Origin of the sequence: Parasediminibacterium paludis, assembly GCF_042651445.1 — a bacterium.
GTDB classification, from domain to species: domain Bacteria; phylum Bacteroidota; class Bacteroidia; order Chitinophagales; family Chitinophagaceae; genus Parasediminibacterium; species Parasediminibacterium paludis.
Window position 1 is genome coordinate 90,856 of sequence record NZ_JBHSDC010000012.1, and the last position, 23,926, is coordinate 114,781.

The 23,926-nt window shown below is 36.7% G+C and carries 22 protein-coding genes; 8 read left to right on the forward strand and 14 right to left on the reverse strand.

The window, feature by feature from the left end:
- Nucleotides 1-359: 359 nt before the first annotated feature.
- The 4 genes from ACFOW1_RS07225 to ACFOW1_RS07240 form a co-directional block, all read right to left on the reverse strand.
- On the reverse strand, nucleotides 360-614 hold the full coding sequence (locus tag ACFOW1_RS07225; RefSeq protein WP_379013239.1) for a hypothetical protein: 255 nt from the start codon (nucleotides 612-614) through the stop codon (nucleotides 360-362).
- A 204-nt stretch (nucleotides 615-818) separates the two neighbouring features.
- Nucleotides 819-1,094 (reverse strand): hypothetical protein, encoded by a 276-nt coding sequence (locus ACFOW1_RS07230; protein ID WP_379013240.1) that lies wholly within the window; start codon nucleotides 1,092-1,094, stop codon nucleotides 819-821.
- 6 nt (nucleotides 1,095-1,100) lie between these two features.
- The gene (locus ACFOW1_RS07235) at nucleotides 1,101-2,147 is read right to left on the reverse strand and encodes an LIC11966 family surface protein (protein WP_379013241.1); all 1,047 of its coding nucleotides are present in this window, start codon (nucleotides 2,145-2,147) and stop codon (nucleotides 1,101-1,103) included.
- A 66-nt stretch (nucleotides 2,148-2,213) separates the two neighbouring features.
- The gene (locus ACFOW1_RS07240) at nucleotides 2,214-3,203 is read right to left on the reverse strand and encodes a zinc dependent phospholipase C family protein (RefSeq protein WP_379013243.1); all 990 of its coding nucleotides are present in this window, start codon (nucleotides 3,201-3,203) and stop codon (nucleotides 2,214-2,216) included.
- A gap of 172 nt (nucleotides 3,204-3,375) precedes the next feature.
- Here ACFOW1_RS07240 and ACFOW1_RS07245 point away from each other — a divergent pair, with 172 nt between their 5' ends.
- Complete coding sequence (locus ACFOW1_RS07245; RefSeq protein ID WP_379013245.1) at nucleotides 3,376-4,314, forward strand: ABC transporter ATP-binding protein; 939 nt, start codon at nucleotides 3,376-3,378, stop codon at nucleotides 4,312-4,314.
- 30 nt (nucleotides 4,315-4,344) lie between these two features.
- Entirely contained in the window at nucleotides 4,345-5,661 is a 1,317-nt protein-coding gene (locus ACFOW1_RS07250) for an ABC transporter permease (protein WP_379013247.1), read from the forward strand.
- A 106-nt stretch (nucleotides 5,662-5,767) separates the two neighbouring features.
- On the opposite strand, the gene ACFOW1_RS07255 is transcribed toward ACFOW1_RS07250, so the two are convergent.
- The 3 genes from ACFOW1_RS07255 to ACFOW1_RS07265 all read right to left on the reverse strand — a co-directional run bounded on the left by ACFOW1_RS07255 (nucleotide 5,768) and on the right by ACFOW1_RS07265 (nucleotide 7,970).
- Nucleotides 5,768-6,118 (reverse strand): HesB/IscA family protein, encoded by a 351-nt coding sequence (locus tag ACFOW1_RS07255; protein WP_379013248.1) that lies wholly within the window; start codon nucleotides 6,116-6,118, stop codon nucleotides 5,768-5,770.
- Between the two features lie 99 nt (nucleotides 6,119-6,217).
- Complete coding sequence (gene iscU, locus ACFOW1_RS07260; RefSeq protein WP_379013249.1) at nucleotides 6,218-6,637, reverse strand: Fe-S cluster assembly scaffold IscU; 420 nt, start codon at nucleotides 6,635-6,637, stop codon at nucleotides 6,218-6,220.
- A 118-nt stretch (nucleotides 6,638-6,755) separates the two neighbouring features.
- A complete protein-coding gene (locus ACFOW1_RS07265; protein WP_379013250.1) occupies nucleotides 6,756-7,970 on the reverse strand; it encodes an IscS subfamily cysteine desulfurase in 1,215 nt (404 codons plus the stop codon).
- Between the two features lie 196 nt (nucleotides 7,971-8,166).
- On the opposite strand from ACFOW1_RS07265, the gene mce reads away from it, so the two are divergent.
- Nucleotides 8,167-8,589 carry a methylmalonyl-CoA epimerase gene (mce, locus tag ACFOW1_RS07270; protein ID WP_379013251.1) on the forward strand — a complete coding sequence of 141 codons (423 nt, stop codon included), beginning with the start codon at nucleotides 8,167-8,169 and terminating at the stop codon, nucleotides 8,587-8,589.
- Between the two features lie 542 nt (nucleotides 8,590-9,131).
- On the opposite strand, the gene ACFOW1_RS07275 is transcribed toward mce, so the two are convergent.
- Entirely contained in the window at nucleotides 9,132-10,274 is a 1,143-nt protein-coding gene (locus ACFOW1_RS07275) for a DEAD/DEAH box helicase (RefSeq protein WP_379013253.1), read from the reverse strand.
- 114 nt (nucleotides 10,275-10,388) lie between these two features.
- On the opposite strand from ACFOW1_RS07275, the gene ACFOW1_RS07280 reads away from it, so the two are divergent.
- Complete coding sequence (locus ACFOW1_RS07280) at nucleotides 10,389-10,853, forward strand: Mpo1 family 2-hydroxy fatty acid dioxygenase (RefSeq protein ID WP_379013255.1); 465 nt, start codon at nucleotides 10,389-10,391, stop codon at nucleotides 10,851-10,853.
- A gap of 135 nt (nucleotides 10,854-10,988) precedes the next feature.
- Here the strand turns inward: ACFOW1_RS07280 and prfA are convergent, their stop codons facing one another.
- Together prfA and ACFOW1_RS07290 are read right to left on the reverse strand one after the other, a co-directional pair.
- Nucleotides 10,989-12,050 (reverse strand): peptide chain release factor 1, encoded by a 1,062-nt coding sequence (prfA, locus tag ACFOW1_RS07285; RefSeq protein WP_379013257.1) that lies wholly within the window; start codon nucleotides 12,048-12,050, stop codon nucleotides 10,989-10,991.
- Nucleotides 12,051-12,250: 200 nt separating this feature from the next.
- On the reverse strand, nucleotides 12,251-12,889 hold the full coding sequence (locus ACFOW1_RS07290; RefSeq protein ID WP_379013259.1) for an MBL fold metallo-hydrolase: 639 nt from the start codon (nucleotides 12,887-12,889) through the stop codon (nucleotides 12,251-12,253).
- A gap of 316 nt (nucleotides 12,890-13,205) precedes the next feature.
- On the opposite strand from ACFOW1_RS07290, the gene ACFOW1_RS07295 reads away from it, so the two are divergent.
- Both ACFOW1_RS07295 and ACFOW1_RS07300 read left to right on the forward strand, forming a co-directional pair.
- Nucleotides 13,206-16,571 (forward strand): hypothetical protein, encoded by a 3,366-nt coding sequence (locus ACFOW1_RS07295; protein WP_379013260.1) that lies wholly within the window; start codon nucleotides 13,206-13,208, stop codon nucleotides 16,569-16,571.
- Between the two features lie 58 nt (nucleotides 16,572-16,629).
- Nucleotides 16,630-17,019: an RNA-binding S4 domain-containing protein gene (locus ACFOW1_RS07300; protein WP_379013261.1), complete on the forward strand. Its 390-nt coding sequence runs from the start codon at nucleotides 16,630-16,632 to the stop codon at nucleotides 17,017-17,019.
- Between the two features lie 97 nt (nucleotides 17,020-17,116).
- On the opposite strand, the gene ACFOW1_RS07305 is transcribed toward ACFOW1_RS07300, so the two are convergent.
- Nucleotides 17,117-18,058, reverse strand: a complete 942-nt coding sequence (locus ACFOW1_RS07305) for a hypothetical protein (RefSeq protein ID WP_379013263.1) — start codon at nucleotides 18,056-18,058, stop codon at nucleotides 17,117-17,119.
- Between the two features lie 93 nt (nucleotides 18,059-18,151).
- On the opposite strand from ACFOW1_RS07305, the gene trmD reads away from it, so the two are divergent.
- The gene (gene trmD / locus ACFOW1_RS07310; RefSeq protein WP_379013265.1) at nucleotides 18,152-18,826 is read left to right on the forward strand and encodes a tRNA (guanosine(37)-N1)-methyltransferase TrmD; all 675 of its coding nucleotides are present in this window, start codon (nucleotides 18,152-18,154) and stop codon (nucleotides 18,824-18,826) included.
- A 195-nt stretch (nucleotides 18,827-19,021) separates the two neighbouring features.
- On the forward strand, nucleotides 19,022-20,542 hold the full coding sequence (purH, locus tag ACFOW1_RS07315) for a bifunctional phosphoribosylaminoimidazolecarboxamide formyltransferase/IMP cyclohydrolase (protein WP_379013267.1): 1,521 nt from the start codon (nucleotides 19,022-19,024) through the stop codon (nucleotides 20,540-20,542).
- 94 nt (nucleotides 20,543-20,636) lie between these two features.
- Here purH and ACFOW1_RS07320 read toward each other — a convergent pair whose 3' ends face one another.
- From ACFOW1_RS07320 to ACFOW1_RS07330, 3 genes are read right to left on the reverse strand one after another with little or no spacing between them, the layout of a single operon-like run.
- Complete coding sequence (locus ACFOW1_RS07320; RefSeq protein WP_379013268.1) at nucleotides 20,637-21,938, reverse strand: polysaccharide deacetylase family protein; 1,302 nt, start codon at nucleotides 21,936-21,938, stop codon at nucleotides 20,637-20,639.
- Nucleotides 21,938-22,489 carry a Uma2 family endonuclease gene (locus ACFOW1_RS07325; RefSeq protein ID WP_379013269.1) on the reverse strand — a complete coding sequence of 184 codons (552 nt, stop codon included), beginning with the start codon at nucleotides 22,487-22,489 and terminating at the stop codon, nucleotides 21,938-21,940. Before ACFOW1_RS07325 ends, ACFOW1_RS07320 begins: the two co-directional genes overlap by 1 nt.
- Nucleotides 22,490-22,526: 37 nt before the next feature.
- Nucleotides 22,527-23,909 (reverse strand): LutB/LldF family L-lactate oxidation iron-sulfur protein, encoded by a 1,383-nt coding sequence (locus ACFOW1_RS07330; RefSeq protein WP_379013271.1) that lies wholly within the window; start codon nucleotides 23,907-23,909, stop codon nucleotides 22,527-22,529.
- Nucleotides 23,910-23,926 lie beyond the last annotated feature (17 nt).

Below are 23,926 nucleotides of genomic sequence, written 5' to 3' on the forward strand. Positions count from 1 at the left end.
CTTGGAAAACTGCCCGCCGTTGAGGGGGCGTTTACTGTACTATTGCATATTCTTTACACGCCGCTAAACAACAGCCGCGACAAAGTTTGCACACTCTGAAGCAATATTTACAGCGGATTGTATTTGTTTAGATAATATTTACAATAGCTTTAGTAAAATAATCTTCAACCCCAATACTTCAAGTACGGTCATTTACTAATAACTATCCAGAACAAAATATACAATGAATCTTTAAATTATTTGCTTGTTTTGCAAACCGAGGACACGAAAAAGCCCCACAAAATTTGTGAGGCTAGAAACTATTTTAATTTCATTTAGGCGTAAAAAGGATGGTCAGGATGAATCATAAGTTGTTGGCTTTACGGGTGAATCAGTACATCCATATCTTCTAATGGTATAGCACCAAGTAAGGGTTCGCAATTGCCAGACGATACTATTGCCCTACAAGTAGTGGCACGATTTTTAAAACGTACTTGTACATTATCAACCACATCACATTCAATTACTCTACCATCTGCGGTTTCACCATTTCTTTTCTCTACAACAGGAAATTGCAGTTGGGCTTGTATTTCTTCGTTGATACAAAAATTATAATTACCTGTATCTACAAGCATTGTGATATTCATTTGTTTACCTCTTCTTCACCAATATAATGGCGCTTAGCGAGTATTAAATCCTCGCCATTAATTAATGTAATATCAGCATATACTAAACCCATAATTATTTTATTTGTATCGAATGAATGCAGCCAAATTACATCCATGTAGTAATAAAATTGCCTCACAAGATTGCGAGGCAATTTATCAATAACTTTTATTTTAATGCGCCACACCTTCATGCCAGCGTTCTAAAATTTCGGCTTTCAGTTGTGCCACAATATCTTCCAAGCCTTCGTACCAGTCTAAATGGGGGCTTGTTTTACCACAACCACCAGCATGGTCTATACACTCAGTGTCTTCCCACACTTTGGAACAGCTAGGGCAACGACCGCCCGTGCTAAAAGTATCCCATACATGGCCGCATGTACAGCTCCAGTAAGGCTTGCCATCAGGCTCCCATTCACATTTTGGGCAGCGTATTCTTATATCATCCATAATTTTTTATTTATAGTAAGGCATGTGGGTATCAAAAAATGCTTTTTGTGTACTTTCCCAGTTTTGCAGTACTTGTGATCTATTATTGTTGGAAGTATTAATACTTTGGTTAAAAGCATTAACGGCAGCATTAATATCTTTTACACCTTTGTTGTAAGCATCTACATCTTCTTTTTTTCTGTCAGATGGGGCTTTGGCTTCAAAGGCTTTTTTCATTTTATCAAAGTTCTCTTGCTTTAGGTAAAAGTCTAATTGCTTAGGTAGTTCTACCTCTGCATTCTTTTTATAAAACTGCAATGCTTGTTTGCAAGCTACCGCAAGAGACGGATCGCCCATAAAACTCTTCATGGTATCCATAGCTGCTAAACCTTCTGTTGCATATTTTATTAAGGCATTGCGACTTTGTTCTGCATCGTTCAGTTTTTTGGCATTCAGGGCCTCTGTAAGCTTACCATCTTGCCAGTTGCACTTAAAAAACACCAAATACATTTGATTGAAGTAATGATTAAGCTTTGAAGCAACTTCCATTTTTTGCGATAATTCACTTTTTTCGCCTTCTACTATTTGCACCTCGTATTTTGCTGCAAAATCTTTGTAAGCCTTGTCGATGTTATCGTTGGCTTCTTGCAGTTTCTCACTTGTTTTTTCTTGAAGCAGCAGATAAGCTTGCATTTCATCAAAACTTTGCTCGCTAATTTCCTCCATATTTACAATATGGGCATAATCTTCGTTAAATATTTTATAGCAAAAGTTAATATAATCAATACTTTTTTGGCGCAGCGAATTATCTCCTTTAAACAATGGTAGGCCAATTGTATTGTATTTACTCTGTGTAATACTTTCAATAGCCGCTTGACGCAATTTTTCTACTTTACGTAAACGCTTGCCGTGTGCCGCAGCGCTTACATAAGCCATATACTTTTTGTTCATTTCGCCTTGCGCATTGGTTACCGATGTCATATATGCACCTGCGCCTTCAGCCTTTTGGGCAAATAATTGTACCGAACTCACTAATAAGATTGCAGCTAGCAATACTTTTTTAAAAGAAATCATAAGCGTTTTTTTACGTATCCGAAAATAGCTGCAAAACCAATATGAGCCAATTAATTTTATAATATTTTATTCAGGTTTGTAGGCAGTGCGTGCTAGTAGCAAACTATCTTGCAACAAATGGTTACGCTTAAACGAACGGAAAGACTGTATTTTCTGTTTGTTTTCCGTTTTTGTAAGATTAACATCTAAATCGGGCTTACCTGCATCTACCCACGCTGTGTACCAAAAGTCAGCCACCATATCAGCAGATTTTATCAACTGTTGATTAATCGTTGGTTGTAAACTTTCGCCATAAGCTTTGGCAAAAGCCTCGGTATAATATTTTAAATTTCTACCGTATTTAAACACTGTTTTGTATTTTAAACTATCTGGAAATTTTTGTGACACTTCTTTCTCTTTAGCCAATACATCAGCCACTAAAGCATGTGTACTACGCAAATCAGCCCAAACAGCAGCTTCGGGATTGGCTAAATAGGTGGCTTTGTGTTTACTGTGCAAATTGTAAGTACTAAGTTCTAGTTCTGGTGTTACGCTTTCCCACAAAGCATGCAAGCCTTTTTGGTTGGTTAATTGTCCATCGTAATTGATAGAAGTGTGTAACGGCACATGTGAATCTTCGATATAATGCGCTATATCAGCGGCAAAAAACAAAATTTTACTGGTATCTTTTGCTTTAAAAGCCTCTGTTAGCTTAGCTTTCATCGCTACAATATGATAGGGCACATAACCATATTTCAACAAGGTATCTTTGGTGTATTTTTTTACAGCTTCATCCCAATTAACAGGCATTTTATAAGCGGCACTATCTCCATAAGCTTCCATATCGATAAAGTGTTTAGTAGCTTCTGTGGCATCTGTATTTCTGCGTTCATCGGGTCTTGTACAATCTTTTACCAAGCCTTTCATTGCCTGATAAAAAAATGGCTGCATTGCTTTTGGTAACTCGTAAATGGCTAATTGCGTGGTGGTATGATGCACCAAAAAACCCCAGCTACACAAACTAATAACGATAGTAGACAACGCTACTATAACAGCGCTTCTTTTTACTACTTGCATAATAATGAATATTTAGGCTGCAATGATAGGTGAAATATACAGCCATAACATTGGCAATTACATGAACGTTTCAACATCAAATTGTTAGCATGTTGACCACCCTACACAAATTAATCCATATTTAAGCTATTTAGTTTACAAGTGACTTATATTCGAGCAACAAACACTTCATATGGCTTCTATTTTAGAGCTCCACCATCTGCAAAAATTTTACGCTACACAAAAAGCTGTAAGCGACATTAGTTTTAACATCGAACAAGGCAGCATTTTTGGTTTACTAGGCCCTAATGGCGCTGGTAAAACCACCCTATTGCGCATGATTACTGGTATTTTTTATCCCGATAATGGCCATATTATGTTTGATGGTAGACGTTTTGACCCTATCAATGACATCATTAAAATTGGTTACATGCCTGAAGAAAGAGGCTTGTACAAGAAAATGAAAATTGGTGAGCAAGCGTTGTATCTAGCGCAGCTAAAAGGCTTAAGTAAAGCCGAAGCCATGGAGAAAATTAAGTTCTGGTTTAAGCGACTAGAAATGGAAAGTTGGTGGAACAAAAAAGTTGAAGACCTGAGTAAAGGCATGAGCCAAAAATTGCAATTTGTAATTACAGTATTGCATGAGCCAAAGCTGATTATTTTAGATGAACCCTTTAGCGGTCTTGACCCAGTAAATGCCAACTTAATTAAAGATGAAATTTATGGGCTTGCACAACGTGGCTGTACCATTATTTTTAGTACACACAGGATGGAACAAGTAGAAGAAATATGTGACCATATTGTGCTAGTAAACCTTGGCGAAAAAATTTTAGACGGTACTGTAGGCGATATTAAACAGCAGTTTAAAGAAAACAAATTCAGTATTAAACTGAAAGGTATTTCGGCGCCATCCAATAGCCAAGCATTTGATATTTTAGACCAGAAAGTGAATGCTTTTACCGTAAAAATTAATGAAGGTTTTAGCAGTAACGATGTATTGCAACACTTTATACAACAAGGCGTGGTAATAGAATCTTTCAACGAAATATTACCATCACTCAACGATATTTTCATTTGCTTGGTGGAAGGTACCAAATCTGTTACAAGAGCGTTTCAACCTTTAACAGAATAAAACCAGTTTAACTTTTTAATAAACTAACTTATGAATAAAACTTGGCTTGTTGCAAGACGCGAATTTTTAAGCCGTGTACAGAAAAAAACATTCCTACTTACTACCATTTTATTACCATTGGTAATATTTGGGTTTTATGGATTAATCATCTATTTCACAGTAAAATCTACCGATGATTTTAAAGTGGCGGTGGTAGATAAGGCTAATATTTTTGGTGGAAAAATTGCAGGTAAAGAAGACATTAGTTTTGTATTTGTAAAAGACGAAAGCACCGAAAGTTTAAAAATCAAAGTGGCCAAAAAGGAGTTTGATGGCTATGTTATTATTGACAGCAATTATAATGCTAGCAGTAATGATAGCTTGGTATTTGTATCGGGCAAAACAGTGGGCTTAATGACACGCTCAGATATCCAAAAGCGTATTAATAATGCACTAGAAAATCAACGTTTATTATCGTCGCTTAATATCAGTAAAAAAACATTGGATAGCTTACAAAGAGGCAATGAGATTAAATTTTCAACCCTTGATGGCAAAGCTGAAGACGATAAAAAAGCGAGTGCTAGCTTAATAGTAGGCTATATTTCTGGCTTTTTGATTTATATCATTTTATTTATTTACGGCACGATGGTTATGCGTGGTGTGATGGAAGAAAAAACCACACGTATTGCGGAGGTTATTATTAGCAGTGTAAAACCATTTCAATTGATGATGGGTAAAATTACCGGCATTGGTGCTGTTGGTTTGGTGCAGTTTCTCATTTGGATTTGCCTAACCTTATTTTTACGTGTTTTATTACCATTACTTATTCCTGGCATGGCAGAAGTAACCCAACCTGGTGCTGCACAAGCCCTTGAAACCGCCAAAAGTAGTGGTGCGTTAAATCAAATAATGTCGTCGCTTGGTGGTTTAAATATTGGCTTAATTGTAGGTTGTTTTGTGTTCTATTTCTTAGGCGGCTATTTATTGTATTCATCTTTATTTGCAGCGGTAGGTAGCGTGGTAAACGAAGACCCACAAGAAGCACAAAGCCTTTTATTACCTATTACAATGCCCATCATTTTCAGTATTGTAATTATGCAAAGTGCGGTTAATAATCCAACAGGTGGTTTAGCGGTATTTGGCAGTTTATTTCCGCTAACCTCGCCTATTGTAATGATGGCGCGTATACCATTTGGTGTACCTGGCACAGTACCATATTGGCAACTAATTCTAAGTATGGCCTTATTAGTTGGCGGCTTTTTATCTACCACCTGGTTAAGTGCTAAAATTTATCGTGTAGGTATATTAATGTATGGCAAAAAAGTTAGCTGGAAAGAAATGAGCAAGTGGGCTTTTAGAAAAAGTTAAAATACAAATTACTTGAATAAAAATGGGCTGTATCAAAATTGATACAGCCCATTCTATGATATCCAATTAAAATCTAAAAAATCTTACAAAATCTTGGTTCAGACAATTACACCGCAAAGCTCTCACCACAACCACAACTTCTACTAGCGTTAGGGTTGTTGAAATAAAAGCCTTTGCCATTTAATCCATCGCTAAAGTCTAATTCTGTATTTACTAAGTATAAGAAACTTTTTAAATCAGTTACCACTTTTACACCATTATCTTCAAACACTTGATCCATTGGCTTTTGCTCATTATCAAAGTCTAACTTATAGCTCAAACCACTACAGCCACCACCTACTACACCCACTCTTAAAAAGTAACTTGGGTCACCGTAAATGCCAGCATCTTCCATCAGCTTTATCACTTTGGCTTTTGCTTTATCACTTACATATATCGCGTTATCTGTTGCTACCATAATAATCTGCTAATTTGATAATGTGCTAGTATGCTAATTAGAAAAACTAAGAATAGTATTCATTAGCACATAAGCACATTGGCTAATTATCCAATCGGTTTAATGAACCCCTTTCTCTTCAAATACCAATGCTTCTAAACCATTTTTTACACGGTAATCATTGATAGCTGCTTTAATTGCGTCTTCTGCCAACACTGAACAGTGAATTTTTACTGGTGGAAGGTTCAATTCTTCTACCAAATCCATATTATCAATAGCCATCGCTTGGTCTACGGTTTTACCTTTTAACCACTCAGTAGCTAAAGATGAAGATGCAATAGCAGAACCACAACCAAATGTTTTGAATTTTGCATCAGTAATAACCCCAGTAGCGTCATCTACCTGAATTTGCAAGCGCATAACGTCACCACATTCTGGTGCACCTACTAAACCAGTACCAACATTTTTGCTAGCCTTGTCTAAAGTACCCACGTTTTTTGGGTTACTATAATGATCGATTACTTTTTCTGAATATGCCATGATAAAATGCCCCTATCCCCTAAAGGGGGATTCAAACCTACGAGGCAGTAGGCTTTTATATTTTTATAATTATCAATTTAAAGAACTTCTTTAACTCCTATTCAGGGGTTGGGGGCTTCTAGTGGTGTGCCCACTCAATGCTGTTTAAATCAATACCTTCTTTATACATTTCCCACAACGGACTCATCTCACGTAATTTGAGAACGGTACTGCTAATTTGCTCGATGGTGTAATCAATTTGTTCTTCGGTAGTAAATCTACCTAAGCCAAAGCGCAAGCTACTATGTGCTAAATCATCACCTAAACCTAACGCTTTTAATACGTAACTTGGCTCAAGAGAAGCACTTGTACAAGCTGAACCAGAACTTAAAGCAATGTTTTTATTAAAGCCCATCAATAAACCTTCACCTTCTACATGTTTGAAAGAAATATTTGCTACATGTGGTAAGCGATGTTCACGGTTACCATTCACATAGCTTTCTTCTATTTGTAATAAAGCATTTTCAAGTTTGTCGCGTAATTTGCTTAAACGTGCAGCGTCATCAGTCATTTCTAGTCTTGCAAGCTCGCAAGCTTTACCGAAACCTACGATACCTGGTACGTTTAAAGTACCACTACGCATACCCCGTTCGTGGCCACCACCATCCATTTGCGCAGTCACTTTTACACGTGGATTTTTACGACGTACATATAATGCACCAATACCTTTAGGGCCATACATTTTGTGTGCCGTAAATGCCATTATATCTATTCCGTCTTCAATAACATTTACAGGTATTTTACCTACAGCTTGTACGGCATCTGTAAAAAATAATACACCATGTTTTTTTGCTATGGCTGCAATTTCTTTTACGGGTTGTATCACGCCAATTTCGTTATTGGCATACATAATAGCTATTAAAATAGTAGTTGGCTTTATAGCTGCTTCCAATTCAGCAAGATCTATTAAACCATCAGGTTTTACTTGTAAGTAAGTGACTTCACCACCCGATTTCTCAACGTGTTTACACGTATCCAATACCGCTTTGTGCTCAGTGGTTGCAGTAATAATGTGATTACCTTTAGAAGCATACATTTCAAAAACACCTTTTATAGCAAGATTATCACCTTCAGTTGCACCACTTGTAAAAATAATTTCTTTAGGATCAGCTCCTACTAATTGCGCAACTTGCTCACGAGCATAGTCCACCGCTTCCTCAGCCTGCCAACCAAAAGGGTGGTTACGACTTGCTGCGTTACCAAAATGCTCTGTGAAATATGGGATCATCGCTTCTAACACACGAGGATCCATTGGTGTAGTTGCGTTATTGTCTAAATAAATAGGAAACTTCATAATTGTATCTTTAACTTACTTAACACAAAATTACTGCTTTAGGTTGTATAAATTTGGATGTGAAAATTGTGAAAACAGGTTTTTCCATTAATCGAAAGGCACAAAAGGACACTTTTCAAGTTGATTTTTGCGCCCTTTCGGGCAAATAGAACGCTATTGGTTTATTCTTTCACATCTACGAGCAAAACGCATATACATGAAACAAATAGAGCATATTGGTATCGCAGTGAATGATTTGGCAACATCTGTGCCTTTATTTGAAACATTACTACAAACCACTTGCTACAAAACAGAAATTGTACAAAGTGAACAAGTAGCTACGGCCTTTTTTGCTTGCGGCAATAGCAAAATAGAATTGTTGCAAAGTCTTAACGACGATGGCATAATAGCAAAATTTATTGCGAAGCGTGGCGAAGGCATGCATCATATTGCGTTTTTGGTAGATGATATTTATGCAGAAATCAACCGACTCAAAGCAGAAGGTTTTGCTTTTATCAATGAAGAACCAAAAATTGGTGCAGATAATAAACTCATTTGCTTTTTACGCCCAAAAGAAACCAATGGGGTTTTGATTGAATTGTGCCAAGAAAATAACAACAAACTTGATGACAAAAATTAAATGTAAAAAATAGGTGTTTTAACAAGGATTGTCTTTTTTAAAAGCAAAAGACAAGTACTTAGAACTAGCGTAGCCATTCTTAGTACCTGAGTTACTATTTTGTGAAGTGCAGTTCATCTACACGAACTGCTGTTACCATTTTGAGAACACGAGTTCCAATTTTGAGAAGTGCAGTTCATCTACACGAACTGGCGTTACCATTTTGAGAACACGAGTTCCTATTTTGAGAAGTGTAGTTCATCTACACGAACTGGCGTTACCATTTTGAGAACACGAGTTCCTATTTTGAGAAGTGCAGCATTGGTATAATAACTGAAGTTATTTGACTTCAAATCCTATACATCCCATCAATCTTACAAAATCCCAGTTCAGACAATAAAAGCCCAAACAATCTCCCACAGCCGCAGTGTGCGACGCCTATATCGATTGGCTTAGTACTAGCGATGACCCAATAAAAATATCGTGACTGCAAGGCACGAAGCAGGCTAAATACAAGATGCAGATTGCTTCCTTCGTCGCAATGACGATAAACAAAAACTCACTTAAAACCCTAGCAAATTCAAATCTTTCGCATCAATGATCTCTACTTTCTTACCCATCTTTTTCTGAATAACAGAAAAGTGATGTTGCTCTTCTTCTGATACTAACGAAATGGCGGTGCCTGCAGCACTTGCACGGCCAGTACGACCAATGCGGTGAATATAATCTTTGGGTGAACGAGGCAACTCGTAGTTAATTACAAAGGGTAAAAATTGAATATCAATACCGCGTGAGGCTAAATCTGTAGCTACTAACACATTGATTCTACCAGACTTAAAATTTGCCAAAGCATCGGTGCGAGCACCTTGACTTTTTTTGCTGTGCATAGCCGCAGCTTGCAAGCCATGGGCTTTTAGCTTTTCTACAATCGCATCGGCACGATGGATGGATGACGCAAACACCAACACTTGCTGCATTTGCTGTTGCATAATTAAGTAGCGCAACAATGGTCCTTTTCTTTCTTCGGTTACATGGTAGCATTGTTGTGTAATTAAATCGAGGTTTTGTACTGCTTCTTCAACCTGAATTTTTACAGGATTGTGCAGCAATATTTCGGTAATGGTATTGATTTCTTTGCCTAACGTCGCTGAAAACAACAGGTTTTGTCGTTTAGTTGGCAGCAATTCAAAAATGTCTGCCATTTCTTTTTTGAAACCCATGTTCAGCATTTTATCTGCTTCATCTAGGGTTAAAATATCTATTTCAGAAATGTTGAGCGCATTTAAATTGATTAAATCCAACAAACGACCTGGCGTTGCTATAAGAATTTCTACATTTTGTAAAGCCATCATTTGTACATTGATAGACACCCCACCATAAATAGCGAGTGATTTTATTTTGCGTGGCATTACTTCGGCAAAAGTGCTTACCACTTCACCTACTTGTACGGCTAATTCTCTTGTAGGCACAAGAATCAATGCCCTGATAAAACGATTTTTGGTAACTGTTTTATGCTGCAACTGTTGCAAAATAGGCAATACAAAACTCGCCGTTTTACCAGAACCAGTTTGCGCTATGCCTAACACGTCTTTTCCTTCTAATATGGCGGGTATGGCTTGCTGCTGAATAGGATAAGGCTCGGTATAACCTATTGCAGATAATTTTTTAACCAAGGTAGCATACAAACCGAGTGAAGCAAAAGACATACGAATTATTTGTGGCAAAGAACGCTAAGAATACAATGTCCAGCACGAAAGAATTTAGTCTATTGAAAATAACAACCAATTACCTACTTTTAAACAACGATAAAACTTGCCCTTATGCGAACATTACAACAATGGTTTGATGAATATGCTGTAAGCCATCAAAACCTTACCAACAAACAAATTCACCTGATATGCGTGCCTACTATTTTCTTTTCTATTGTGGGTTTATTGCAAAGTATTAATGCCTCTTGGCTACAACAATTAGTGCCTTTTTCTGCGCCAATGCTTGTTAATTGGGCAGGCGCAGTGTTAGTGCTAGCATTGCTTTTTTACATTAGACTATCTATTGCGATGGCTATAAAAATTGCCTTGTTTGCTGCTTTCTGCCTTACAGCAAATTATTACATAGGCTTACACTTGCGTTTAGTGTTCGTATCGCTTGGACTTTTTGTAGCAGCTTGGATTGGGCAATTTTATGGTCATAAAATTGAAGGCAAAAAGCCTTCGTTTTTAAATGACTTACAGTTTTTGCTAATAGGTCCGGCTTGGATTATTCATGAGTTTTTTGAGAAGAAATAGCTATTACTACGCTACTGAAAAAGCCCATCAACGCTATTCTGCCGCAGTGTGCGACGCATATGTAGATGGGCTTTGTAGTATTGATGACCAATAAAATATTTTAAGAGCAGATTGCTTCGTGCCTCGCAATGACAACTATTCAGTTGCCATTTTCTCGGCGTTTTCGGCCATTTGTAATGCCTCAATAAATTCTTCTATCTCGCCATTAATAACTGCATCTAAATTATAAGATGTTAAGTTAATGCGATGGTCTGTAACACGACCTTGTGGCCAGTTGTAGGTGCGTATTTTAGCACTTCTATCGCCTGTACTTACAAGGGTTTTACGGCGTTTTGAAATTTCATCTTCGTGTTTACGCACTTGTTCTTCGTAAAGCTTGGTACGCAACATGGTCATGGCTTTTTCGCGGTTGCCTAGCTGACTACGTTCTGTTTGGCACACAATAACCACACCTGTAGGTATGTGGGTAAGCATTACTTTGGTTTCTACTTTGTTTACGTTTTGCCCACCAGCACCACCGCTTCGTGCGGTTTCCATTTTTACATCGGCGGGGTTAAGTTCAAAGTCTATTTCTTCTGCCTCTGGCATTACCGCAACAGTTGCCGCAGACGTATGTACACGACCTTGGGTTTCGGTGTTAGGTACACGTTGTACACGGTGTACACCACTTTCAAACTTTAAAGTACCGTACACATCTTCACCAGTTACTTCTATCACTACCTCTTTATAGCCACCCACCGTGCCTTCGCTTTCGCTAGCAATAGCGGTTTTCCAGCCTTTTTTGTTGCAGTAGCGCAAGTACATACCTAGTAAATCGCCCACAAATAAGCTGGCTTCATCACCACCTGTACCTGCACGCAATTCTATCATCGCGTTTTTATCGTCTTGAGGATCTTTTGGTATTAATAATTTAGTTAATTGTTTTTCTAGCGTTTCTTTCTTTTCCTCTAGTTCTGGCAGTTCCATTTTTGCCAATTCCTTCATCTCTTCATCGCTGCTACCAAGATTTTCTTTAACGAAATCGTAATCGGCTAGCACTTTTAAATATGCTTGGTAAGGTTGTACAATTTTTTCTAATGAGCGGTATTCTTTGCTCATTTTACCAAACTCTTTTTGGTTATTAATAATTTCAGGGTTAGTAAGCGCAACACCTACCTGATCGAATCTTGCTTTAATAGCTTCTAACTTATCTAACATAACACCAATATTTTTTCGGATGGCAAAAGTAAGGGAAAGATAAGAGATGTATGCCGTAACGCAGATATGAGAGGGCTTTTGCACTAAGTCTGCAACCAATTTCATACTTGAATTAGCGCCCTCATTAAGTCTGCAACCAAATTCATGCTTGCATTAGCGCCCTCACCAAGTCTCGGACATTTTTGCATGAATCATTTTATTTATTGCAAATATGGATTGGTTAATTTTTCGTGACCAATGGTTGTAAGCCTACCATGCCCGCTGTACACTTTGGTATCATCTGGCAGTGTAAACAATTGTGTTTTAATGCTATCTATCAATTGTTGATGGCTGGCGTAGGGCAAATCAGTACGGCCAATGCTACCATTAAACAAGGCATCGCCTGCAATAACAAAGCCTTCAGCTTTTGCATACAAACTAATACTGCCTGGCGAATGGCCGGGTGTTTCTAATACTATTAATTCGTCTTCATCTAACTGAATAGTATAGTCTTGTTTTAAAAAATGCAGCGGCCCGGTGTAATTTTCAAAAGGCAAGCCCCATTTAATACCGCTTTCTGGTGCAAAAGCCAGCATTTTTTCCTCCTCGGGATGAATGTACAATTCTAAACCAAAGATTTTTGCAGCCCATTTATTACCAAACACGTGGTCTAGGTGGCAATGCGTATTAATTAATTGCACTACACTAAGGCCATGATTGGTTAAAAATGTTTGCAAAGTTTCTTGCTCGGCGGTAAAATAGCAACCGGGGTCTATTACAACGGCTTTGCCTTTATCGTTATATACCACATAGGTATTTTCTTGTACCGGATTGAAGGTAAATGAGTGAATGTGCAGCATGAGATATATGATTTGTGATTTGGGATTTATGATTAAAATGAACAAAATGATTGACTAAATAATTTAAAATCGTTTGTTGGGCATATAAACTGCTGAATACGATTATCATAATCATCATTTAATCATTAAAATCGTTCATTCAGCGATTAAATCCATTAATTTTAACATCCTATCTACTTATAAAATGTAGTTGCAAATTTGAATTAACTATTTTTACTTTTCGCAAAAATGTTGTTAAGCATTAAAAGCAAACTTTAATGAGGCAACAAACGTTTCTAAATATAACTCTAGTATTTTTAAAGCAAAGAGATTGGCTATGCAAATAATTAATAGACAGCAGGTGATGATATGGATGTTATTGTTGGTATCTACCGCAACAATGGCACAGGTGAATACAGTAACGTTTGGCAAAAACCGCATACAGTACAAAAAAATGCAGTGGAAATTTTTTCAATCGCCACACTTTAATACTTACACATCGCAAGGCGGTACAGAACTTGGCAAATTTGTAGCCCAAGTAGCTGAAGAAGAATTACCGGGCATAGAAAAATTTGAAGAATATAGCTTGCAACGCCGTACCAATATTATTGTGTACAATAGCTACGACGAGTACAAACAAAGTAATATTGGTTTGGGCATCGATTGGCAAAATGCGGGTGGCCTTACCAAGCTAGTTAACAATAAAATTGTGGTATATTTTGATGGTAACCACACCACACTCAAAAGACAAATACGAGAAGGCATAGCACGCTTGCTACTAGATAATATTTTGTTTGGTGAAGACATAGGCGAGTTTGCTAGTAACGCGGCTTTGTTAGACTTACCTGTATGGCTTACCGATGGTTATGTAGCATACGTAGCCGAGCCTTGGAGTACTTCGCTTGATGACCAACTAAAAAGCGAAATGCTGAGTGGCGATTATAATAACTTCTACCAATTTGCTTACCAAAAACCTACTTTGGCTGGCCATGCTTTGTGGCAATATATAGGGGAAAAATACAAGGTAGATAATATTACCTATTTCTTATACCTAGCTCGTATTTACAAAAATTTAAACAAGGCTTCTGAAAAAATATGTAAAAAGAAATTTAAAGAGGTGTTGGCCGAGTTTATGACTTATGAACAAGACAAATACTACAAAGATATTCGTCAGCGTAAGAATGCACCAAAAGGTGTGTTGAGCGTAACTGAAGATGTAAGCAAAAACGATTATTTCCGTTTTCAAGCCAATCCTAATAACCGCAATAATAACTATGCGGTAGTAGAATTCAAGAAAGGCATTTATAAAGTGAAATTGGTAGAAAATTTTTACCAAACAACTGTATTACTTGATAAAGGCGTAAAAACCAATCAAGGAGATATTAACCCTAATTATCCAATATTATCATGGGATACCAAAGGCCAGCGTTTATTGGTAATTTATTGGGAAGCTGGTAAAACCAAAATGTTTGTGTACGATGCCGTAGCACGTTACAAGCGCTTTAAACAAACTATTGATGATTTTGATCAAATATTAGATGCTAACTTTATGCTAGATCAAAATAGCTTGGTACTTAGCGCTGTAAAAAATGGACATTCTGATATTTATACCTACAAAATAGAAGAGCAAAAAGTTACGCAAATAACCAACGATATTTATGATGATTTAAACCCAACATTCGTATCGTTCCCAAATCGTGTAGGTATTATTTTCTCTAGCAATAGACCTGGCAATGATGCTCCAAATGCTGATACAGTGTTGCCAAGTAAATACCGCTTCAACATTTACATTGTAGATATTTTTAACAATACACCAAGCAAACAAATTTCTCAATTAACCAACAGTAAATTTGGTAATGCTAAGTTTCCGATGCAGTACAATACCAATCACTTCACGTATATTACCGATGAGAATGGCGTTGAAAACCGCTGGGCAGGTTTCTTTTCTACCCAAAGAAATGGTTTAGATACCTTGTACTATGTAGGGGATGAATTGTTAAGAAATCCTGCACCCAAAGAACTAGATAGCACTTTAACTGCTTGGCAAAAACAAGAACCAGATAGCGTTAGCTATTTTCAAGTATTTAAAGACTCTACCTACACTTTTCCTATTACCAACTACCAAAGTTCTTTGCTAGAAACCAGAATAGCTGGCAATAATGGCCAAGTAAGCGAAACAAGACGTGAGGGTGACTATAAATTTTTGTATAAGCTAAAAATAAATGAGGACGCACTTACAAGACGTAACGTAAACCCAAGGCCTACAGAATATATGAAAAGCCTAATGGGTATTAAAAAAGCAGCAGATGGAAAACCTATCAAAGGTAAACCATCACCTACAGCAACGAAAGCCACACCTATTGCCGATACCGTTAAGCCAAAGGCTTCTAAAGATTTTTTTCAAAATGATTTTGCTAATGAACCACAAGATTCTGCTACTGAAGCTTTGGTAAAACTAACTAAACAAGCACCAAAAAAGGAAAGCTATTTAAACAATACCAAACTGTTTAAATACACAATGCACTTTAGCAGCGACTATGTATTGGCAGGTGTTACCAATAATATTTTGGTAAATAGATATCAGCAATATGGGGGTGGTAATGGCCCAATACAACTGAATAACGGTACTGATTTAAACTTCACATTTAGAGCAGGTACAAGCGACTTAATGGAGGATTATAAATTTATTGGTGGTGTACGTTTTGGCAGCAACCTTAGCGATAAAGATGTGTATTTTACATTTCAAAACTATAAGCGTAGAATAGATTGGGGCTTAACGTACTATAGAAGCTATCAAAGTAATTTTTATAGTACAGGTTTTTATCCTAATGCTTTAATTACCAATTTATACCAAGCAAATTTTGCTTATCCATTAAACGAAGTAAAAAGTATTAGGGCAACTATTGGTTACAGAGTAGATAGGGGTATATTAAAATCTATTGATCAGCAATCATTACATTTCCCAGACACGGTAAATCAATATGCAGTTGCACGTTTAGAATTTGTGCATGACAATACCATTAATCCTACTCAAAATATTTGGAATGGCTTGCGTTACAAAGTGTATTTAGATGTAAACAGACCTGTTATTGGTTCAGAAACCAACCTTACTTACAACTTTGGTTTTGATGCAAGACATTACTTGAAAATTTATCGCAACTTTATTTGGGCTACTAGAGCTGCGGCAGATTTTAGCTGGGGCAATCAAAAAATTATTTACTACTTAGGTGGTGTAGATGGTTGGTTTAGTCCTAAATTTAATAACAATCCGCCAGCGCAAGACCAATCCTATGCGTTTCAATCTTTAGCCGTAAATATGCGTGGATACAATCAAAACATCGCAAACGGCAATAATGCATTTGTGATTAACAGCGAATTACGCTTACCAGTGTTTGCAACTTTGCTCAACAAACCCATCAACAATGCCTTCATTCGTAATTTTCAATTGATACAGTTTATAGATTTAGGTACTGCTTGGAATGGCAAATACAATGGTATTAAACGTCCGTCCGAATATTACCCAGGTAATCCCGTTTCGGTAAAAATTGATGCAGGTGGTTTGGGGCCATTTGCAGGTGGTTATGGCTTTGGTGCACGCAGCAATTTGCTAGGTTATTTTATGAAGATAGATGCTGGCTGGCCAATGAAAGGCGTATTTAGTGGCAGCCCTATTTGGTATTTTGCTTTAGGATTAGATTTTTAAATCTAAAGAGACATTTAAAACCTAATATATCATTTAATCATTCAAATCACTCCAATCAGTGATCAAGAAAGAGAAGCTAAGAATAGACAAATACCTCTGGTCAATCCGTTTGTTTAAAACCAGAAGTTTGGCAGCAGAAGCTTGCGAAAAAGGCAAGGTAAAACTGAATGGCGACAATGTAAAACCTGCCAAAACAGTAAACCTTAATGATGAATACGAAGTAAAAACGGAAGCTAGAAAATGGGTAATTAAAGTAACTGGTTTACTAGAAACACGTTTAGCTTATAGCGAAGCCATTAAATATTACGAAGATATTACACCGCCAGACGAATTAAATAGCATCACGTTTCAGCCCGCTGCCTTTAATACGGGCAAAAGACTTAGTAAGGTGGGCAGACCTACCAAAAAAGATAGGCGCAGTTTTGAGGAATTTATGGATGAAGATTGATAGGAACACTTAAATATGGAAAATCCTCATAGTTGTATCTAAACAATTATGAGGATTTTTATTTTTTTCTAACACAAGCATACGATTCGTTCATTTATCAATTAATCTGTGGCAAATCATTCATGGTGAAATACGTATAGTTTACTTGTAATGAAATCCGCTTTGCTTTTTCATCATACCTAGAAAACCTAATAAAATGTTTATCAGCATCGTATTGATAGCTATCTATAAAAAGCGGTTCGGCTTTTCTTCCTTGGCGCACATATCTTTTGTTGATGGTATTATCTTTATTTAAATCGTATTTAACATCATAGATTTTGCCCTCTATTTGTTCATCGTTAGGATGTGTTTTTATTTGTACTTTAAACAGTACTGAATCACTCGTATATAATATTTTATATCTAACATTACCAAACGGGTTGTCAATTTTTATGGTAGTAGAAAATGCAGTTTCGTCATAGTTTTTAACAGCATTGCTTGGCATTTTGTGTGTCGCATAATAATCGCACAAATAAAATAGTTTTATACTGTCTTCATATAGACTAATAGCCGAGGGATTATTATTTGTAATAATTTTACTATTTAAGTTAAAATTGATAGTATCTACCTCTAAAGAATCATTATGTAGTATTACCGCTTTTTTAACAATATGATTGACATATTGCATATTGTTTTTGTACTTAACACCGATAGCTGATAACTTATTGACGCTATACGATATGTGGCCATAATAAGTATTGTAATTTTCTTTTCCGAGAATAATTAACCCATCTAATCCTTCATTTCTAGCCTTTACTTGTATTGCGTTTAATAAATCTTGATAAACATTGCTACCGCTTACATCAATTACTCTTATGTTGTAGTAAGGTTGTTTGGGTTTATCGCTATTAAAAAATATATCTACATTTCGTTTATGTGGTTGTAGCGGTAAATTAATGAAGGCATTAGATGAAACCACGCTATCTGTTATACTTAAACTTTGGGCATTTGCTGCTAGTGTAGCAACTATCATTATGATTATAAATAAATACTTTTTCACAAGGAATATTTTTTCAAAATAAAACCTAAATTTTCACCAACGCATCATGCCATTATTAAAGAATTGCTAAAGTTTATTCTACATATTTGCAGTATGATAATCGATATTATTACTGTTTCGCCCGATTTATTGGTAAGCCCATTTAGTCATAGCATTATGAAACGTGCTCAAGACAAAGGCTTGCTGACTGTAAGGACACACAACTTGCGTGATTGGGCTTTAAACAAATATGGCCAAATAGACGATTACCAATATGGCGGCGGTGCGGGCATGGTAATGATGTGCGAACCCTTAGCAAATGCCATAGAACGTTTACAACAAACAACTACCTACGACGATATTATTTATATGACCCCTGACGGACCAAGGTTTAACCAACAAATGGCTAACCAATTGTCTATGAAAGCGAATTTATTAATTATTTGCGGGCATTACAAAGGCATCGATCAACGTATCAGGGATTTATATATCACCAAAGAGATATCTATAGGCGACTATGTACTAAGCGGTGGGGAATTAGCCGCAGCAGTGGTGGTGGACGCAATTGGCAGATTATTACCTGGTGTATTGAATGATGAAACGTCTGCCCTATTTGATAGCTTTCAAGATCATTTGTTAGCGCCACCGGTTTATACCAGACCAGCCGAATTTAAAGGCTTAAAAGTACCAGACATTTTATTGTCTGGCGACCCTAAAAAGGTAGAAGATTGGCGACACGAACAAAGCATCCAACGCACAAAAGCAAGGAGGCCAGATATTCTTGAATAATTTGTTACTAAAAACTGGTACAACGTTTCTGCAATACCTTATACATTTGCGGCTCAAAAATATTGCTCATCTTCTACGTAGAGATGCTGTTGTTGGCAAATAATTGGTTGCTGATTTCGAGTTATGGGTCATTAGTAACTTCAAACAGGAACCACTTTTGCTGCCTTCGTTTCTTTACGTGATATCTTCCTCAACATGCAACAAAAAATACAATCGGCATTAATTTCCGTTTTCTATAAAGACGGTTTAGCCCCATTGGCACAAGAATTACAAGCTCAAGGTATTACGATTTATTCTACCGGAGGTACACAACAATTTTTAGAAGATGCAGGCATTGCATGCGTACCAGTAGAAAGCTTAACCACCTATCCTTCTATACTTGGTGGTCGTGTTAAAACACTTCACCCAGTTGTATTTGGCGGCATTTTAGGTAAAAGAGACGATGCACAACATGTGGCAGAAATGGTGCAATACAGCATTCCTGAAATTGATTTGGTAATTGTAGATCTATACCCTTTTGAAGAAACATTAAAAAATACTACGGAAGAAACATTAATCATAGAAAAGATAGATATTGGTGGTCCAAGTATGATACGTGCTGCGGCAAAAAATCACAGAAATGTTACGGTTATTGCTGCCAAAGAAGATTATTCATTTTTACAAAATATATTGAAAGAACAAGCTGGCACTACTACACTTGAACAGCGTAAAGCTTTTGCTGCTAAAGCGTTTGAAGTAGTTATGAATTATGATATTGCCATTAGTAATTACTTTAATCCAAGTAATACGACGCTTCAAACATCTAGTACCAAACAAGTATTGCGTTATGGCGAAAACCCACACCAAACGGCTACATTTTATGGCGATCTGCAAGAAGTATTTGCGCAACTTAACGGAAAAGAATTATCGTATAATAACTTGGTAGATGTAGATGCAGCCATTCAATTAATTAAAGAATTTCCAAGTACAAGCAATGGCTTTGTATTTGGCATTATTAAGCACACCAACGTTTGTGGTATTGCTTTAAGAGATACAGTAAAAAGCAGTTGGGATGCCGCATTGGCTGGCGACCCAGAAAGCGCTTTTGGCGGCGTATTGGTAAGTAATGGTACTATAGATAAATCAACTGCTGAAGCTATTAATGAAATATTTTTTGAGGTATTGTTAGCGCCTGCATTTGATGAAGACGCATTAACGGTGCTAAAAAGTAAAAAGAACAGAATATTATTGCAGTTGAATAGTCAATGGTCGATAGTTAATAGTCAATCGAAATCACTTCTAAATGGTACTCTTACTCAAGGTACAGATGCTGGCAACTATGCTGAATGGAAAGAAGTAGGCGGTAGAGCAACCACTGCTGACGAAAGAGCGAACCTCGAATTTGCCAATATTATTTGTAAGCATTTAAAAAGTAATGCTATTGCTTTAATTAAAAACAAACAGTTGGTAGGTAAAGGTTGTGGTCAAACAAGCCGCATTGATTCTTTACGCCAATCTATTGATAAAGCGAAGCAATTTAATTTTGAGTTGAAAGGTGCTGTTCTGGCTAGTGATGCGTTTTTCCCTTTTAATGATTGTGTACAAATGGCGCACGCAGAAGGTATAGAAGCGTTTATTCAACCTGGTGGTTCTATAAGAGATAAAGACAGTATTGAATACGCAGTAACAAATAATCTTGCAATGGTAATTACTAGTTTAAGACATTTTAAACATTAATAATTGTAATTTAAAATGATATTACCGATTTAATGAAGAGTTCACTTTTTAAATAAGTGGGCTCTTCATTTTAAAATAAATCATTGCAAGTCATTTAAATCATAGATAGAAATGCTTCATACATCTTGCGCCAAGGTAGCCATTGTGGTTGCTCGGTTAAAAAGCTATTGTGCAAAATTATAATGCAATTACCGCCCACTTGTTTCACTATGTTGTAATAATCTTTAAGTTCTAACAAGGCTTCATCCGCTGAAAATTGTTGCTCGAAATAACTGTTTGCATCCATCCAACAAAAAGGATGAATGAGTAAGCTAGTCGCTTTATTTTTTTCCAAATCAAACCAAAAAAATGACGAAGCTACCGACGCTCTAAAGCCATTGATACTGCCATAACCCATTGAGTAATCGTCTGTAATACCTGCTGCAACTAGCTTTCTATAAGTTTCAGGCAATGATAAACGAATATAATGTTGTCTGCTTTTGGTACAAGCTGCATGTGTAATACGTTCAAGTGCTTGCTTTTCTTGTAACACTAAGACATCATTATCACCACTTTGCCAAGATGGATGAATACCAACCAAGTACTTGCTATAATGTTGCTGTAGTAGTTGCTGCATACCTTTCTTTTTTGGTGGTATGTTTTTATCGTAAATGCCACGCTTTGCAGCCAATAGAAAAAAATAGATAGGTTGTAATTGGTACTTTTTATGTATATCATCAAGCCACTCATAAGTATCAAAAGGATCTTTAGCAGTGCTACTATATACATTGGCGCGTTCAATTACTTTTTCGAAATCGCCACGCATTAAATCTTTAAAAAAGCCACCTATATTTTTTACAATCGATTGGTGTTGATGGGCAAAAGCAATATCAATATCATAAGTTGGGGTGAAGGCAAAACGTTGACCGTTGACCGTTGACCGTTGACCGTTTTGGGCTGTCCACAGCCTTTGCTGCAAATCTTGCAGCCAAATATTTACCAAAGGCAAGTGAAGAAATTGGTATCGATAAGCTAATGAATTGGTATGCGCGTATCTACCATAACTATCTTTTTCATGGGGTAAATATTCTTCGTAGCGAGTAATGAGATAAAATATAGCTGACCATACATCAAAACCGTGGCTATCATTTTGCGAAGCAAAAAAACAAATTTGTTCTCTACAGCTTGTTATAAGAATATCAATAGGTTCAATACTATTCTCAAATAATAAACCTTGTGGTTGTATATGATATGCCTGCGTACATATAGCCTCGCTACTGTAACTAATTTTTACTTGAGTAGATTGTATAAACAGTTCTTCATCAGTAGTTATGGTAATGGATTCGCCAATAATACTTTGTATAAAATTGGTAATGTATTCTAAGCGAGGTGAAACTAGTTCGGTATAAAGTAGCACTATTCTTGTTTATAAATATCCTTCAAAGTGAAGCTCGTATTCAATTGTGGTAGATTTACAACATCAGCCTCTTTACTGTAAGTTTCAGTCATCCATTCACCTGCTGCATTTTTAAAATAAAAAATAACCACTTGTTGCTCAGGTTCTACGCACAAATAATAGTATAAGTTTGGTATTTGTTTATATTGAATAAACTTATCGGTAAGGTCATATGTACGGGTACTTTCAGACAATACTTCCACTAATAGAATTGGTGCTTCGCTATAGTATTTATGTGGATTAGGATGACAAACCATTACGTCAGGATAAAAGAAATTACCTGAAGGATTTTTAACTTTTACCGCTTCTACACTTATCTTAAAATCTAACTCCTTTAATAATTTTATTAATAGCAAGAAAATATTCAGAGTTATCTCATTGTGTTCAAATGTTACACCACTCGTAGCAATTAGATGTCCATTTACTAATTCATTTCTTAGTTCGCATTTTTCTTCGAACAAGAAATATTCTTCCTCGCTAGCAAATGTTTTTTGAATGATGTTTAGTTTCATAATGAAAAACTTGTAAACTAAAAGTACAAAATACCTATCAATTTTTAGAGTCCATTTTTTCTTGCCAAAGTTGGTTAAATGTTTTCGGGCTAAAGTCAAGATTACTTCTATGTGTTGTCCAGCCTTTAAATACTTTATTTACCACCCAATTTTTCAGTACACCACTACCTTGGTTCATCATTTTTCTATTAAGGCTCGCCGTTTTCCAAACTTTCCACGCTATACGTTCTGCAATGCCACTATTACCTTCTACCACAGCTTCATGCCTATTTTCAAGCAGTAACTCATGTAGGTTTATTCTCACTGGACAAACCTCGGTGCAATTACCACAAAGCGACGATGCATTACTTAAGTGTTTATAATCTGTCATACCACGTAAATGCGGCGTTATCACGCTACCTATAGGGCCGCTATAAGTAGTTTCGTAGGCATGACCACCAATATTTTTGTAAACAGGACAAGCATTTAAACAAGCACCACAACGAATACAATACAAGGCTTCCCTAGCTTTGGTATTTTGCAACAAATTGGTTCTGCCATTATCTAGCAATATCACATACATGTCTTCAGGGCCATCTAATTCATTAGCTTGTTTTGGACCAGTAATTATGGTATTGTACACGGTCACTTTTTGTCCTGTACCAAATGTTGATAGCAAGGGCCAAAACATGGCTAAGTCACTCATCGATGGGATCACTTTTTCAATACCCACAATCACAATATGCGTTTTTGGCATGCTACAGCTTAGCCTTGCATTTCCTTCATTTTCAGTAATCGCAATGCCGCCAATATCGGCCACAATAAAGTTAGCGCCAGTTACACCAACTTCTGCTTGTATATATTTTTCTCTTAATTTTTGCCTAGCAACCAGTGTCAATTCTGTTGGCGTTAAATGACTTGGTGTACCCAATTTATCCGCAAACAGCTTTGCCACGTCTTCCTTACTCTTATGCATAGCAGGGGTAACTATGTGATAAGGTGGCTCACCATCAAGTTGTTGTATATACTCACCTAAATCCGTTTCTACGCTATCTATGCCTTTACTTTCAAGGTATGCGTTCAGGTGAATTTCTTCCGTTACCATGCTTTTACTTTTCACCAAAGTTTTACAGGCTTTCGCTTCGCATATATTTCCTATTTGTTCCAATGCTTGTGCTGCTGTTTCAGCCCACAACACTTTTGCACCGCGTGCAGAAATCTTTTTTTCAAATAGTTCTAGATAGGCATCTAGGTTTTCAATAGCCCGCCACTTGGTATTTTTAGCATGCTCACGTGCACTCATCACATTGGCAAATTGTTGCTTGCCTTGCGGCACCACCGCGTTATATCTACCGATATTGAAATTAATCTTTCTTCTATGCTCAATATCAGCAGCTTTAATGGTGCTTTTTGCAATAAATGATGAGGCTGTTTTTGTCATAATGTTTTATTTTGTAA

Coding starts and splice junctions, on each gene's coding strand:
- ACFOW1_RS07225 (WP_379013239.1), bottom strand. CDS start 614: ATGCTTGTAGATACAGGTAATTATAATTTTTGTATCAACGAAGAAATA.
- ACFOW1_RS07230 (WP_379013240.1), bottom strand. CDS start 1,094: ATGGATGATATAAGAATACGCTGCCCAAAATGTGAATGGGAGCCTGAT.
- ACFOW1_RS07235 (WP_379013241.1), bottom strand. CDS start 2,147: ATGATTTCTTTTAAAAAAGTATTGCTAGCTGCAATCTTATTAGTGAGT.
- ACFOW1_RS07240 (WP_379013243.1), bottom strand. CDS start 3,203: ATGCAAGTAGTAAAAAGAAGCGCTGTTATAGTAGCGTTGTCTACTATC.
- ACFOW1_RS07245 (WP_379013245.1), top strand. CDS start 3,376: ATGGCTTCTATTTTAGAGCTCCACCATCTGCAAAAATTTTACGCTACA.
- ACFOW1_RS07250 (WP_379013247.1), top strand. CDS start 4,345: ATGAATAAAACTTGGCTTGTTGCAAGACGCGAATTTTTAAGCCGTGTA.
- ACFOW1_RS07255 (WP_379013248.1), bottom strand. CDS start 6,118: ATGGTAGCAACAGATAACGCGATATATGTAAGTGATAAAGCAAAAGCC.
- iscU (WP_379013249.1), bottom strand. CDS start 6,637: ATGGCATATTCAGAAAAAGTAATCGATCATTATAGTAACCCAAAAAAC.
- ACFOW1_RS07265 (WP_379013250.1), bottom strand. CDS start 7,970: ATGAAGTTTCCTATTTATTTAGACAATAACGCAACTACACCAATGGAT.
- mce (WP_379013251.1), top strand. CDS start 8,167: ATGAAACAAATAGAGCATATTGGTATCGCAGTGAATGATTTGGCAACA.
- ACFOW1_RS07275 (WP_379013253.1), bottom strand. CDS start 10,274: ATGTCTTTTGCTTCACTCGGTTTGTATGCTACCTTGGTTAAAAAATTA.
- ACFOW1_RS07280 (WP_379013255.1), top strand. CDS start 10,389: ATGCGAACATTACAACAATGGTTTGATGAATATGCTGTAAGCCATCAA.
- prfA (WP_379013257.1), bottom strand. CDS start 12,050: ATGTTAGATAAGTTAGAAGCTATTAAAGCAAGATTCGATCAGGTAGGT.
- ACFOW1_RS07290 (WP_379013259.1), bottom strand. CDS start 12,889: ATGCTGCACATTCACTCATTTACCTTCAATCCGGTACAAGAAAATACC.
- ACFOW1_RS07295 (WP_379013260.1), top strand. CDS start 13,206: ATGCAAATAATTAATAGACAGCAGGTGATGATATGGATGTTATTGTTG.
- trmD (WP_379013265.1), top strand. CDS start 18,152: ATGATAATCGATATTATTACTGTTTCGCCCGATTTATTGGTAAGCCCA.
- purH (WP_379013267.1), top strand. CDS start 19,022: ATGCAACAAAAAATACAATCGGCATTAATTTCCGTTTTCTATAAAGAC.
- ACFOW1_RS07325 (WP_379013269.1), bottom strand. CDS start 22,489: ATGAAACTAAACATCATTCAAAAAACATTTGCTAGCGAGGAAGAATAT.
- ACFOW1_RS07330 (WP_379013271.1), bottom strand. CDS start 23,909: ATGACAAAAACAGCCTCATCATTTATTGCAAAAAGCACCATTAAAGCT.